Below are 13,696 nucleotides of genomic sequence, written 5' to 3' on the forward strand. Positions count from 1 at the left end.
ATCATTGTTAATGGAAACTAACATGTCAGAAATTAGCCGTGCCGTGCTTTTCGGCAAACTGGATACGCTGTTATTTACCTCTCTGGAAAGCGCCACCGCGTTCTGCAAGCTGCGCGGCAACCCCTACGTCGAGCTGGTGCACTGGCTGCATCAGTTGATGCAGCAGCAGGATGGCGATCTGCAACAGGTGATCCGTCATTTTGCCCTCGACGAACAGCAGCTGACGCGCGATATCGTGGCGGCGCTCGATGCCCTGCCGCGCGGAGCCAGTTCGGTTTCCGATCTCTCCGAACATATCGACAGCGCCGTCGAGCGCGCCTGGGTCTATGGATCGCTGAAGTTTGGCGTCAGCCGTATCCGCGGTGGCCATCTGCTGATCGGCATTCTGAAAACCTGGAATCTGGCGAACGTGCTGAAGAGCATCTCGGCGCAGTTTACCCGTCTTAACGTCGAGGTGCTGATTGAGCAGTTCGATACTATCTGTGCCAACAGCAAAGAGACGCAGCAGGCCGCTGCCGCAGTGGATGCGCCAGCCGGTTCGGTGCCTGCTGCCCAGGGAACGCTGGCCCAGTATGGTCAGGACCTGACCGCCCGTGCCCGTGAAGGCAAAATTGACCCGGTGGTTGGGCGCGATGAAGAGATCCGCCAGATGATCGATATCCTGATGCGTCGCCGCCAGAACAACCCGCTGCTGACCGGGGAAGCCGGCGTCGGAAAAACGGCAGTGGTGGAAGGGCTGGCGCTGCGCATCGCCGACGGCGATGTGCCGGAGCCGCTGCAAAACATTCAGCTGTGGCTGCTGGATATCGGCATGCTGCAGGCCGGTGCCGGGATGAAAGGCGAGTTCGAAGCCCGTCTGCAGGCATTAATCAATGAAGTGCAGTCCAGCGCCACGCCAGTCATTCTGTTTATCGATGAAATCCACACCCTGATCGGTGCGGGCGGTCAGCAGGGCACCGGTGATGCCGCCAACCTGCTGAAGCCAGCGCTGGCGCGTGGACAACTGCGTACCATTGGCGCCACCACCTGGGCGGAATACAAAAAATACATCGAGAAAGATCCGGCGCTGACCCGTCGCTTCCAGACGGTGCAGGTACATGAACCCGATGAGGCCAAAGCGGTTCTGATGTTGCGCAGCACCGTGTCGCCGCTGGAGACCCACCACCAGGTCTTACTGCTCGACGAAGCGGTTAGCGCAGCCGTGAAGCTTTCGCATCGCTACATTCCGGCCCGTCAACTGCCGGATAAAGCCGTTGCGCTGCTGGATACGGCCTGCGCCCGCGTGGCGGTGAGCCAGAGTGCACCTCCGGCGCAGCTGGAAGATTGCCTGCGCCATCTTGCGGCGCTGGACGTAGAAATTGAGATAGCGGAGCGCGAAGCGCGCGTCGGTGCAGGGGAATCTGAGCGCGTCACGGCATTAACCGCAGAGCGTGACGCGTATGAGGCGAAACGTGAGGCCCTGGCCCGGCGCTGGGAAGACGAGCGTAGCCTGGTGCAGGAGATCATTCGCCTGCGTGCCGCACTGTTTGCGGCGGGCGATGAGGATACCGCTGAGCTGCGCAGCCAACTGGCAGAGCAGCAGCAGGCGCTGAACGCCTTACAGGGTGATGAACCGCTGCTGTTTGCCGCTGTGGATGAAAACGTGGTGGCGGCCGTAGTCTCTGACTGGACCGGCATCCCGCTGGGCCGGATGGTGAAAAACGAGATTGATGCGGTACTGAACCTCGCCGACACGCTGAACCAGCGGGTGATTGGCCAGCGTCACGGTCTGGATCTGATTGCCCGCCGGGTGAAAACCTCCCGGGCGAAACTCGACGATCCGAACAAGCCGGTCGGCGTGTTTATGCTCTGCGGTCCGTCCGGCGTGGGGAAAACCGAAACCGCGCTGGCGCTGGCGGAGTCGCTGTACGGTGGCGAACAGAACGTCATCACCATTAATATGAGTGAATTCCAGGAAGCGCATACGGTTTCAACCTTAAAAGGTGCACCGCCGGGATACGTCGGTTATGGTGAAGGCGGGGTGTTAACCGAGGCCGTCCGTCGCCGTCCTTACAGCGTGGTGCTGCTGGACGAAATCGAAAAAGCGCACCCGGACGTACATGAGATCTTCTTCCAGGTCTTTGACAAAGGCTGGATGGAGGACGGCGAAGGTCGTCACATTGATTTCCGTAATACGATTATTATTCTGACGTCTAACGTCGGGACCGAGCTTATCAGCGCCATGTGTGCCGATCCGGAACTGATGCCGGAGCCGGAGGCGTTAAGCGGGGCGCTGCGCCAGCCGCTGCTGGAGGTGTTCCCACCGGCGCTGCTGGGCCGGTTGCTGGTGGTGCCGTACTATCCGCTGAGCGACGCGATGCTGGGGCAGATTGTTCGCCTGCAGCTCAAACGCATTCAGCGTCGCCTGGAAGAGAATCACAATATTATTTCCGAGTTTGATGACAGCGTTGTAGAACAGATTGTTCAACGCTGTACCGAGGTGGAATCAGGTGGACGTATGGTGGATGCGATCCTGACCAACACCTTGCTGCCTCAGATGAGTCAGATATTACTTACCGCCAGCCGCAGCGACGAGCAGTACCGACGTCTGCATGTCACCTGCGAGCAGGGCGAGTTTCACTGTCAGTTTGCCGCGTAATAATCATCAAGAGAACTGTAAAAGATGACGGATAATGATAACAATCGGACTGTCCCAAACGCGCTCCCGGTCGGGTATCGCTTCAACGAGTTTGAAATTAAAGAGGTGATTGGCGGCGGCGGATTCGGCATCGTCTATCGCGCCTGGGATCACCAGCTCGAACGCACTATCGCTATCAAAGAATTTATGCCTTCCTCGCTCGCCGTGCGCGGCGACGACATGACGCTGGTACTGCGCAGCGAACGCTTTGGCAAAGCGTTTTCGGCGGGGCTGAACAGCTTCATTCAGGAAGCCCGCCTGCTGGCGCGCTTCAACCATCCGAACCTGCTGCACGTGTTGCGCTTCTGGGTGCAAAACGATACGGCCTACATGGGGACGCTGTTTTACAGCGGCACCACGCTTTCTCGCCTGCGCGAAGAGAAGCCGGAGCTGATTAACGAGGCATGGATCCGTCGTACGCTGCCGATGCTGTTTGGCGCAATCAAGACCATCCATGACGAGGGCTATCTGCACCGCGATATTTCGCTGGATAACATCCAGATCCAGGATAACGGCCTGCCGGTGCTGCTGGACTTCGGCTCCGCGCGTCGCACTATCGGTAACCTCTCTGACGAAACCGAAACCATGCTGCGTCCGGGTTTTGCGCCTATCGAGCAGTACACCGACGACAACGAAAGCGAGCAGGGACCGTGGACGGATATCTATGCCCTCGGCGCGGTGCTGCGCACCCTGATCGTGGGCTCACCGCCGCCGGTCAGCGTGGTGCGTTCCATTCAGGATACCTGCAAACCGCTGGCGGAAATCCAGCCGCAGGGGTACTCCCTGTCGCTGTTGCAGGCTATTGACCGTGCCCTGGCGTTGCACATGGAAGACCGTCCGCAGTCTATTGATGAGTTCGCGGCGTTAATCGAGATGCCGGTCGCCGGTATCGATGACGTGCTGACTGCTAAAAAACCGGGCACCATGCTGGTGCCGGTGGAAGAAGAGGCACCTGCTTCGGCGTTTGACTGGCGTCGTTACAAGATCCCCGGGATGGTTGCCGCGGGTGTGCTGGTCGGGGTGGTCGCTGGCGCGATGCTGTTCAGCGGCGGCCACGATGCACCAGAGCAGGCTGCGCAAGCGCCGGAAGCATCCCGCACGACGGAAACCGCATCGAACGCGCCAGATGTCAAACCGGAGACCGCGAAGGTGAGCGAACAAGCGGCAACGCCTGCGACAGCGCAACCGACGCCGCCACCGGTTGAAGCCAGCCCGATTGCTCTGGTCTACATTCGCATTCTTGACGGAGAGACGTTGAAAGTGAACGGCGAGCCGAAAGCGCTGCGTCCGGCGAACAACGGTTATGCATCACTCAAGCTGCCAGCGGGTGAGGTGAGCATTGAACTGCAGGGCAACGGCAGAACCCGTAGCCAGACGCTGGATATCGTGAAGCCTGGCACCTGGCTGTTGAATCCGTAGGAATATAAACAGGAGATGTTATGGAAGTGTACGATCTTAGAAGCCAAAGACTTCATCCAAAGGAATTCGAAAAGATTGTCTCTCCTGTGTATGCACGGAGCGATGTAGGTCGTGAATTTGTCGTGGTTCGTGGAGTATCGAATCCATTTCACAGCATAGACGGCCTGAGTTTACGACATCGCTTCGAATTTAACCCTAATGCGGTATTCGATCCGCTATATGCTCAGAACCTGAATAAGATTGAGCGATTAATTGACTCAGGGGAAGTGGTTTTAATTGCTCAACGCCAACGCACAAAATCCACTTACCCTTTTTTCATCGCTGAATCGGGTGATTTATTTTGTGTTGATCCGGCGATGTACAACTCGGCTTTTGTAAATTACATCATCGAACGCTATCGCCATAATGTGGCTCTGTTCGGAAAACCTTCTCCAACGAGAGATACGTTTGTTCCCGCCACGGCTCAATATGGGCCTGGATATTGGAAGACGGTAGACAATGATTATCATGGCACAAAAAATGTTCTGATTATGGCGATAAACCGACTGACGAGTATGGGGGATGAGGGGCGAGTTTTTGGATCTGACGGTAAAGATTATATGAATACGTCACGTGATAAAATTCAACATTGGACGCCTTTACCTGCTGATTTGGATAGTGTTTCTCGTGCCTTAATATCGGAAAAATCTGTAATCAGGCGGTATGGTGAAGCACGATCGATTTATCAAAAGTATCAGGAAGGGGATGATGCCTGGGCTGTAAGTGGTAAATCATGGCAATGGATACCGGGAGTCAGAGAAGAAGATTATGAATTTAAAAAATAAATTATGGTATTTCTGGGGATGTATGGATGTCCTGGCAGTCATGCTTTATTGTGTGAATACAATTCGACAGGATAGAATTCCATTTATTTCTGATATCGTGGCGTTTAGTGGCCTTTCCAGCGATGTTGCAAGCGGTGGTTATAGCGCTCTGGTATTGCTTTTTTTTATTTTGGATTTGCTTCTCTTACTTTCGCTATTTGCTTCGGCCTGGTTTTTCTTTAAAAGAAAAACATATGCGATTAAGTTTGCGATTATCCAAGAGGTTTTGCGGCTTATTTCTTTCAGATGTTCGGTAACACTATTTCCTCTGTTAGTAACCGTGTTTGGAATATCAAGCATTTGGCTGAATTTAGGGTTGTTTATTTTATCTGAGTGTCTGAAATTATATTCTATGCTCTATGTGATGAGCAACAGGCAAACAGAACGTAGTTTAAATGGCTTGCGTTGATTGCTGGAAATAATTTTTTTTTTGCGAAATTTAAAATACGTTGGTGCCCAGTATGACTGCGAGAGAAAAAATATTCTACTTTTGGGGGGGCATGGATGTCATTGGGGCTGTGTATTACGCCATTGATTCTTGGAGTTTTCTGGGTGGAAACTGGGTTTCAGCATTAGTGAATCTGGCTTTGCTAGTGTACATGACATGGTTCGGAGGGGTAGATGATACGTTGCAGGGGACGTATTACCTTGTTTATGTGTTGATACCGCTGGTATTGCTTTTTTCTGCGTGGTTTTTTTTCAAGAAAAAGCATTATGCTGTCAAATTTTCATTGGCGCTTGAGGTTTTGCGCATTATCACTTTACGAAGCTCAGTACCTTTTTTTCCTATGATTGCAGGTGGATTAGGATGGGGTGGTTTAAAAGTAAATATCTCTCTTCTTGTCCTGTCTGAAATAGTAAAGATAGGTTCACTTATTTATCTCATAAAAAGTCAATCCGCCATAAATAAGTCGGCTGAATCAGAATAGTATTCAGCATGTCAGATCTACTGACGTAATCATTTGTGTCGCATAAGCCATATGGAATAACGATTATGCTCAACCGAATTACCGTTCAGCTCCCCGTCGAGGGGCTGCTCTTCTGGAAACTCTCCGGCCGTGAGGCGATGTCCGAGTCGTTCGCCCTGACGCTGACCCTGCTCGGCACGGATGCGCGTATCGACCGCAGCAAACTGCTGGGCCAGCCGGTCACGGTGACCATCCCGACCCAGAACCTGCTTACCCCGCGCTACATCAACGGCAAAGTCACGCGTGTGGCGGTGAGCGCCGTTGAGCTGACGGGCACGCGCTATGCGGTGTACCAGCTGATGGTGGAGCCGGACCTGTGGCCGATGAAGCGCGACCGTAACCTGCGTATCTTCCAGGGCCAGACGGTGCCGCAGATTGTGAAAACCCTGCTGGGCGAGCATCAGGTCAACGTGGAAGATAAGCTTACCGGCAGCTACCGGGTATGGGACTACTGCGTCCAGTATCAGGAGTCGAGCCTGGACTTTATCAGCCGCCTGATGGAGCTGGAGGGAATCGCGTATTACTTCAGCCACGAGGCCGACAAACACACCCTGGTGCTCACCGACGCCGCGACGCAGCATCAGCCCTTCAGCGGCTACGAGGTCATCCCCTATCACCAGACGCCGTCCGGCGGCAGCACGGACGAAGAGGGCATCAGCCAGTGGGCGCTGGAGGACAGCGTCACGCCGGGCATTTACAGCCTCGACGACTACGACTTCCGCAAGCCGAACGCGTGGCTGTTCCAGGCGCAGCAGAACCCGGCGTCACCGACACCGGGCAGCATTGACGTGTACGACTGGCCGGGGCGCTTTGTGGAGACCGGGCATGCGGAGTTCTACGCCCGCATTCGCCAGGAGCGCTGGCAGGTGGAGCATCAGCAGATTCAGGCCACCGCCACGGCAGCGGGTATTGCGCCGGGTCACACCTTCACCCTGACCAATGCACCGTTCTTCAGCGATAACGGTGACTATCTGGTGACGGCGGCCGGGTATCATCTGGAAGAGAACCGCTATGCCAGCGGCGAAGGTGAAACCATCCACCGCATCGATTTCACGGTTATCCCGGCGTCGGTGTCGTTCCGTCCGGCGCAGAGCACGGCATGGCCGCGTACCTACGGCCCGCAGACGGCGAAGGTTGTCGGGCCACAGGGAGAGAGCATTTGGACGGACAAATATGGCCGCGTGAAGGTGAAATTCCACTGGGACCGTCTGGCAAAAGGGGACGACACCAGCTCCTGCTGGGTGCGTGTGTCGAGCGCATGGGCGGGCCAGGGCTACGGCGGGGTGCAGATCCCGCGCGTGGGCGATGAGGTTGTGGTGGACTTTATCAACGGTGACCCGGACCGTCCGATTATTACCGGGCGCGTGTACAACGATGCCAGCATGCCACCGTGGGCGCTGCCGGCAGCGGCGACGCAGATGGGCTTTATGAGCCGCACGAAAGATGGCTCCGTGGATAACGCCAACGCCCTGCGGTTTGAGGACAAGGCGGGTGCGGAACAGGTGTGGATTCAGGCCGAGCGCAATCTCGATATCAACGTCAAAAATGATGAATCGCATGCCACGGAAAAAAATCGAACCCAATTTGTGGGAGAGGATGAAACCTTACGGGTGGCAAAAAATCAGAAGGCAGGGGTTAAAGGAGATGTGGTTTGCCTGACGGGCAACAGTCGCAGCGATAAAGTTGTTAATAACTTTATTATTTCAGCGGGCAATACGTTGAGGCTGGAGTGTGGTGAAAGCGCCATCGAATTATCAAAAGACGGGAGCGTGAACATCATTGGCAATAACTTTAACTTTACCGCAAAACAGAGTGCACAAATAAACACGCTTTCCGGGGAATTGCATCTTAACCCTGCTGATGGCAGCAATGCCATTGATGCACCAGGGGCATCCCACCAGACGGCAATTCAGCAGGAAGTGGATGGTTTTTTTGTTATTAATGCCAACAAATAAGAGTAACTCAAATGGCTGAATATATTCTCCAGGAAGCTACCCTGGCGTTACCAGATGTATATAAAGACAGAACCATGAATTTATTTACCCTGAGCGAAAATGGTGCCAGTGAGTTTACCTTCGTTGTTTCTCGTGCCAGTGTAAAAAAAGATGAGAGTGTGCATGATGTGGCAACTCGTCTGGTGCGTGAGTTAGAAATTACCGTACCAGATTTTAACCTGACGTCCTCGCATATGACCACTGTTGATAATCACGCGGCTGCGGAGCTTTTTTATCATTTTAAAAATGATGGTACGACCGTTTTTCAGAAGCAGACCATTATTTTAATGGACGAGCATCCCGCTGGGCGAAAAATGGTGTGTTACATCGGTACCTGTCCTGGTGAGTTTAGCGATTATTATCACAATCAATATCAAGCAATTATCCGCAGTATCAAGTTCCATAAGCCAGCTCCGACCGAAACCAGAGACATGCTTGAGGCCAACACAGAGGGGCCATTTTTTGCACTTGATAGCGAGAGTAAGATACTCAGCGTGTTTAAAAACATTCAGGAGCTTTACGGGCATCTTTCGCTTCAGCGGGCGAAAGAGGGACACTATTTACTTTTTGATAAGCAGGGGGCACCTTTAAGTATTGCGCCTGTCCCGGGCAGTCAGCCTCTTCGTTACGCGCTGTGGACCCTTTCTGCAGAAAAATCCCACCACTTAGTTTCACAGCTTTCTGTTTGCCGCCAGGTCTCAGGTTCTGACGACCTTAACTCAACAGATCAGATCCGCAAGTATCTGATGGCGCAGAGAGCCAAATAGTCATGTCCGAATGTCTGGCCGCACGTGTAGATGACGAGATTGCTCATACAGCCTCAAAAGGATGGATGATCGCTGGGCTTGTAGGTGGGGCAATTCTGGGAGCAGCTGCCGTTGTTGTTACCGGTGGGACCGCTCTGGTAGCCGTTTCTGCTGTCGCCGCAGGGGCGTGTGCTGCCGGTGGTTTGGGTGAGGTCCTGGGAAGTATGTCATGGGCACCGCGTCACACTACGGGTACGTTGAAAGAAGGTTCGCCCAATGTTTTTATCAACAGCCGAAAGGCTATCCGCGCTCATCTATCGGCTGGAGAGTGTGACGAACACAGCGGCAGCCTGCAACGGGTTGCCGAAGGTTCGATAAAGGTTTACATCAACAACTTTCCTGCTTCTCGCACTGGCGATAAGCTGACATGCAGCGCTGAGATTAGCCAGGGTTCGCGTAATGTTATCATTGGTGGAGGCAAGGTCCAGACCGATGAAATAAGTCCTGAAATTCCTGAATGGGTAAACTGGACGATGCTCGCCGTTGGTGCCGGAGCGGTGGCGGTGCTGGCCAGTCCGGCAATTGCACTTCTGAGCACTCTCGGTGCAATGGGCGGTGGAACTATTGGTAGTTACGCGGGTGGGATGCTTTTTGGCGAAGGTAGCGACGGTCAGAAATGGGGGATGCTAATCGGCTCCGTTATCGGCGGCGGGGCTGGCATGAAGGGCGGGGCACGGTTTGATGCGTGGCGTGCTGGTAAAATACCGGCAGTTAAACCTGTTGAAGCAAATCCATTAGGCGCTACAGTTTTAAATAAACCGAAAATGAGTTTATCCGAGGCTGTAGGTAAAGACCTTGCAAATACTTGGGTAACAAGGGGAAGACAACTTGCTGAACAAGGGGATAAACGACTCTCCTCCCTGCTAACCGATGATGAAGTAGGGGCTCTTTACGGTTATACTACGAATGAAGGTTATCCGATGGTTAACAATGCGCTAAGAGGCCAGACTGAACTGACACCAGAAATTCAGGCTTTTGCGGATCATGCCACCAACGCTCTTGATAAGCTTCCTTCCTATGAGGGGATAACATACCGAGGGGCAACGTTACCTGAAAACGTACTAATGGAAAACCAGGTTGGTCGTGTTGTTTCTGATCCCGCATTTATGAGTACCGATCAGAAAGTTCCTTTTTCCGGCGATACCACAATCAAGATTAATGGTAAAACGGGCAAGCCTATTGATTTTCTCTCCGAATATAAAGGAACTGAAACGGAAGTACTTTTTAAACCTGGCACCAAATTTGAAGTTATTGAGCGCGTTGATTCTGGTGGTAAAACCGAGCTCACGTATAAGGAATTATAATGATCGATCTGCACTCTGATTTAAATACGTTATTAAAGTACGTGGATAAATATCGACAATACTTACCCGTTAGCAGTGCTTCAGTACAGCGGAGGATGCAGTATACATATGATGATAAACCCCTAGAATCATCCTCAAATAGTGATGCTCAAAAACAATGGGATGTAACACCATCATGTAACATCTCACTAGCGGAATCACGGGATCGTGCTGTCGGTGCGCTTATTGGTCTTGCGGTTGGAGATGCTGTAGGTACCACACTTGAATTTCTACCACGTGACAGAGCACACGTTAAGGATATGATAGGTGGTGGGCCATTTAGACTCCGCGCAGGCGAATGGACGGATGATACATCCATGGCATTATGTCTTGCGGAAACTCTACTTGAGAAAGGTGATGCTGATACTATATGCTTCAGGAATAAGCTTCTGGAATGGTATCAGCATGGTTATAACAGTTCAAATGGCATCTGTTTTGATATAGGTAATACAACTCGATTTGCTTTAGAGCAATATTTAACTGTTGGTCCTGGGTGGAGCGGTAATACTGCGCCAGAAACTGCAGGTAATGCTTCCATTATCAGACAAGCACCTGTCTCTATTTTTTTTAGAAAATCATTAAGCAAAGCGTTTTATGAAGCTAAAAAACAAAGTATCGCAACACACGGTGCCGCGGAAGCAATAAATAGCACACAGTATTTAAGTTATTTACTTGTGCATATGATTAACGGTAGCAACAAAAATTTTGTTTTTTCTCCGCACGTTATGCCGCTTCAACCACGTGTAATGATTATCAACGCAGGTGAGTATAAGCAAAAAAAACGCGATCAGATTCGTTCAAGTGGTTATGTAATCGATACGCTTGAGGCCGCGATGTGGTCCGTATGGAATACTGATAATTTCCGGGATGCGATTCTGCTGGCTGCCAATCTTGCCGATGACGCTGACAGCGTTGCGGCGACGGCGGGACAAATAGCAGGTGCGTTGTATGGTTATTCCGGTATTCCGCTGGAGTGGAAAAACAAGCTGGTCCAGCACGATAGAATTTTCCAAATGGCAGGTGAATTGTTCGATAGGGCACCTGAGGATACTTTTTTATAAATACAACATAGTACGGTTATTCTCCCGTGCCGTGTATTTAGGCGCTAAAGCCATAATATAAAGATAATTCCGCCGATTACTTCTAATAATAAAAAAATCCACGCCAAAGCGTGGATTTTTTTCATTCATAACGACTCAGACGTTAAACAGGAAGTTCATCACATCGCCATCTTTAACGATGTAGTCTTTCCCTTCAGCACGCATCTTGCCAGCTTCTTTCGCGCCTTGCTCACCCTTGTAGGTGATGAAGTCTTCAAACGCGATAGTCTGCGCACGGATAAAGCCTTTCTCGAAATCGGTGTGGATCTTGCCCGCAGCCTGTGGAGCCGTTGCGCCAACAGGGATAGTCCATGCACGCACTTCTTTCACGCCAGCGGTGAAGTAGGTCTGCAGGTTGAGCAGGGCATAACCTGCACGGATAACGCGGTTCAGACCTGGCTCTTCCAGACCCAGCTCGGCCATGAACTCGTCACGCTCTTCGTCATCCAGCTCGGCGATATCGGATTCTACAGCGGCACAAACCGGAACAACGACAGAACCTTCTTTCTCGGCGATAGCACGAACCTGATCGAGGTACGGGTTATTTTCAAAACCGTCTTCGTTCACGTTGGCAATGTACATGGTTGGCTTCAGCGTCAGGAAGCTCAGGTAGCGGATAAGCTCTTTCTCTTCTTTGCTCAGGTCCAGTGAGCGCAGCATACCTGCGTTTTCCAGCTGTGGCAGACATTTTTCCAGCACCGCTAATTCGGCTTTGGCGTCTTTATCGCCACCTTTGGCTTTTTTGGAGATACGGTGGATCGCACGTTCGCAGGTATCCAGATCCGACAGCGCCAGCTCGGTGTTGATGACATCAATATCTTCCGCCGGGTTTACTTTGCCCGCTACGTGGATAATGTTGTCGTTCTCGAAGCAACGCACCACGTGACCGATCGCTTCGGTTTCACGGATGTTGGTCAGGAACTGGTTACCCAGACCTTCACCTTTGGATGCACCCTTCACCAGGCCCGCGATGTCCACGAACTCCATGGTGGTTGGCAGAATGCGCTGCGGCTTCACGATTTCCGCGAGCTGGTCCAGACGCGGGTCAGGCATTGGCACAACGCCAGTGTTAGGTTCGATGGTACAGAACGGGAAGTTCGCCGCTTCGATACCCGCTTTGGTAAGCGCGTTAAACAGGGTGGATTTGCCCACGTTTGGCAGACCGACGATACCGCATTTGAATCCCATTTCTAAATCACCTTAATATCTTGATAATCAATCCGTTAACGATAACCGACTGATGAAAAGTAAATAACTACGCCTATTATACACGTAACCCGCCTACCGCGCGGTAAAAATGCCGTATCGGGCAGATTATTGCGCTTTGAAAGCATGTAAGCGGTTTGTCGCTTTGGTTAACCCATCTTTGAGCCAGATTTCAGTGCAGCGCGCCGCTTCGTCTACCGCCTCATCAATCAGTTTCTGCTCAGAAACCGGGGGCTTACCCAGCACAAAACCAACAACTTTGTTTTTATCGCCCGGATGGCCGATTCCTACGCGCAAACGGTGAAAATTCGGGTTATTACCCAGCTTACTGATGATATCTTTCAGACCGTTGTGTCCGCCATGGCCGCCGCCCAGTTTAAACTTTGCCACCCCTGGCGGCAGGTCCAGCTCATCGTGAGCAACCAGAATCTCATCCGGATTGATGCGATAAAACGTTGCCATTGCCGCCACGGCCTTGCCGCTCAGGTTCATAAAGGTGGTAGGCACCAGCAGGCGCACATCCGCACCGGCGAGATTGATACGTGAGGTATACCCGTAGAATTTTGGTTCTTCACGCAGGGGAGCACGTAACCGTTCGGCCAGCAGATCAACGTACCAGGCCCCGGCATTGTGGCGGGTTGCAGCGTACTCTGCGCCTGGGTTGGCGAGGCCGACAATCAGTTTAATCGTCACGATTCAATTCCTAATGGGTTCCAGATCTGGCGCGTAGTTTACTGTCTGGCGCGCCGCTTGACAAAATTCTGCGACCTTAACAGCGAAATACGAATAATTACTTATTTGAACAATTAGAATTTCAAGCTGTTCAATGCGTTATTTGTAAATTTTTGTTTGGGAGTAATCTGTAATTGTGATCATTCACGCAACTCATAAAAGTGGCGTTGTCTATACTTTACACACAAGGAATAGGGACTTATTCCCTACAACCCAAAGTTCCGGAGGTGACATATGAAACGCAAAAACGCTTCGTTACTCGGTAACGTGCTGATGGGGTTGGGGCTGTTCGTGATGGTAGCCGGTGTGGGTTATTCAATTTTAAACCAATTGCCGCAGCTTGATCTCCCACAATACTTCGCGCATGGTGCGGTATTGAGCATCTTCCTGGGGGCGGTACTGTGGCTCGCCGGGGCGCGTGTGAGCGGTCATGAGGAAGTGTGTGATAAATACTGGTGGGTGCGCCATTACGACAAACGCTGCCGCCGCGACCAGCATAAGCACAGCTAGTGCGCATAGAATAAAGAACACTGAAACGACTCCAGATGGAGTCGTTTTTTTTTGCCTGAGGGGTTGACCCTCACGTAA

12 protein-coding genes are annotated in these 13,696 nt (G+C 52.1%); 10 read left to right on the forward strand and 2 right to left on the reverse strand.

All coding sequences use genetic code 11. From position 1 onward, the window contains the following. The first annotated feature begins 22 nt into the window (after positions 1–22). From tssH to tri1, 9 genes are all read left to right on the forward strand, one after another. A complete protein-coding gene (gene tssH / locus PUZ33_RS01010) occupies positions 23–2,638 on the forward strand; it encodes a type VI secretion system ATPase TssH (protein ID WP_013096191.1) in 2,616 nt (871 codons plus the stop codon). Positions 2,639–2,662: 24 nt separating this feature from the next. Next, the gene (locus PUZ33_RS01015; protein ID WP_058680142.1) at positions 2,663–4,096 is read left to right on the forward strand and encodes a serine/threonine protein kinase; all 1,434 of its coding nucleotides are present in this window, start codon (positions 2,663–2,665) and stop codon (positions 4,094–4,096) included. A 20-nt stretch (positions 4,097–4,116) separates the two neighbouring features. After that, the gene (locus PUZ33_RS01020) at positions 4,117–4,920 is read left to right on the forward strand and encodes a hypothetical protein (RefSeq protein WP_058680141.1); all 804 of its coding nucleotides are present in this window, start codon (positions 4,117–4,119) and stop codon (positions 4,918–4,920) included. Next, positions 4,904–5,368, forward strand: coding sequence for a hypothetical protein (locus PUZ33_RS01025; RefSeq protein WP_058680140.1), 465 nt, complete (start codon positions 4,904–4,906; stop codon positions 5,366–5,368). Before PUZ33_RS01020 ends, PUZ33_RS01025 begins: the two co-directional genes overlap by 17 nt. 52 nt (positions 5,369–5,420) lie before the next feature. Beyond that, entirely contained in the window at positions 5,421–5,888 is a 468-nt protein-coding gene (locus PUZ33_RS01030) for a hypothetical protein (protein WP_058680231.1), read from the forward strand. Between the two features lie 65 nt (positions 5,889–5,953). Beyond that, positions 5,954–7,882, forward strand: a complete 1,929-nt coding sequence (locus tag PUZ33_RS01035) for a type VI secretion system Vgr family protein (protein ID WP_058680139.1) — start codon at positions 5,954–5,956, stop codon at positions 7,880–7,882. Positions 7,883–7,893: 11 nt separating this feature from the next. Further along, positions 7,894–8,688, forward strand: coding sequence for a DcrB-related protein (locus PUZ33_RS01040; protein ID WP_045903136.1), 795 nt, complete (start codon positions 7,894–7,896; stop codon positions 8,686–8,688). Positions 8,689–8,690: 2 nt separating this feature from the next. Next, positions 8,691–10,031 carry a PAAR domain-containing protein gene (locus PUZ33_RS01045; protein WP_058680138.1) on the forward strand — a complete coding sequence of 447 codons (1,341 nt, stop codon included), beginning with the start codon at positions 8,691–8,693 and terminating at the stop codon, positions 10,029–10,031. Continuing rightward, positions 10,031–11,131: an ADP-ribosylarginine hydrolase Tri1 gene (gene tri1, locus PUZ33_RS01050; protein WP_058680137.1), complete on the forward strand. Its 1,101-nt coding sequence runs from the start codon at positions 10,031–10,033 to the stop codon at positions 11,129–11,131. Before PUZ33_RS01045 ends, tri1 begins: the two co-directional genes overlap by 1 nt. A 135-nt stretch (positions 11,132–11,266) precedes the next feature. Here the strand turns inward: tri1 and ychF are convergent, their stop codons facing one another. Continuing rightward, positions 11,267–12,358, reverse strand: a complete 1,092-nt coding sequence (ychF, locus tag PUZ33_RS01055) for a redox-regulated ATPase YchF (RefSeq protein WP_058680136.1) — start codon at positions 12,356–12,358, stop codon at positions 11,267–11,269. Between the two features lie 126 nt (positions 12,359–12,484). Next, positions 12,485–13,069: an aminoacyl-tRNA hydrolase gene (gene pth, locus PUZ33_RS01060; RefSeq protein ID WP_013096226.1), complete on the reverse strand. Its 585-nt coding sequence runs from the start codon at positions 13,067–13,069 to the stop codon at positions 12,485–12,487. 273 nt (positions 13,070–13,342) lie between these two features. Here pth and ychH point away from each other — a divergent pair, with 273 nt between their 5' ends. Continuing rightward, positions 13,343–13,618 (forward strand): stress-induced protein YchH, encoded by a 276-nt coding sequence (gene ychH / locus PUZ33_RS01065; RefSeq protein WP_013096227.1) that lies wholly within the window; start codon positions 13,343–13,345, stop codon positions 13,616–13,618. The last annotated feature ends 78 nt before the right edge of the window (positions 13,619–13,696 follow it).

The sequence above is a fragment of the Enterobacter cloacae complex sp. 2022EL-00981 genome (assembly GCF_028737495.1).
GTDB lineage: Bacteria > Pseudomonadota > Gammaproteobacteria > Enterobacterales > Enterobacteriaceae > Enterobacter > Enterobacter cloacae.

Coding starts and splice junctions, on each gene's coding strand:
- tssH (WP_013096191.1), top strand. CDS start 23: ATGTCAGAAATTAGCCGTGCCGTGCTTTTCGGCAAACTGGATACGCTG.
- PUZ33_RS01015 (WP_058680142.1), top strand. CDS start 2,663: ATGACGGATAATGATAACAATCGGACTGTCCCAAACGCGCTCCCGGTC.
- PUZ33_RS01020 (WP_058680141.1), top strand. CDS start 4,117: ATGGAAGTGTACGATCTTAGAAGCCAAAGACTTCATCCAAAGGAATTC.
- PUZ33_RS01025 (WP_058680140.1), top strand. CDS start 4,904: ATGAATTTAAAAAATAAATTATGGTATTTCTGGGGATGTATGGATGTC.
- PUZ33_RS01030 (WP_058680231.1), top strand. CDS start 5,421: ATGACTGCGAGAGAAAAAATATTCTACTTTTGGGGGGGCATGGATGTC.
- PUZ33_RS01035 (WP_058680139.1), top strand. CDS start 5,954: ATGCTCAACCGAATTACCGTTCAGCTCCCCGTCGAGGGGCTGCTCTTC.
- PUZ33_RS01040 (WP_045903136.1), top strand. CDS start 7,894: ATGGCTGAATATATTCTCCAGGAAGCTACCCTGGCGTTACCAGATGTA.
- PUZ33_RS01045 (WP_058680138.1), top strand. CDS start 8,691: ATGTCCGAATGTCTGGCCGCACGTGTAGATGACGAGATTGCTCATACA.
- tri1 (WP_058680137.1), top strand. CDS start 10,031: ATGATCGATCTGCACTCTGATTTAAATACGTTATTAAAGTACGTGGAT.
- ychF (WP_058680136.1), bottom strand. CDS start 12,358: ATGGGATTCAAATGCGGTATCGTCGGTCTGCCAAACGTGGGCAAATCC.
- ychH (WP_013096227.1), top strand. CDS start 13,343: ATGAAACGCAAAAACGCTTCGTTACTCGGTAACGTGCTGATGGGGTTG.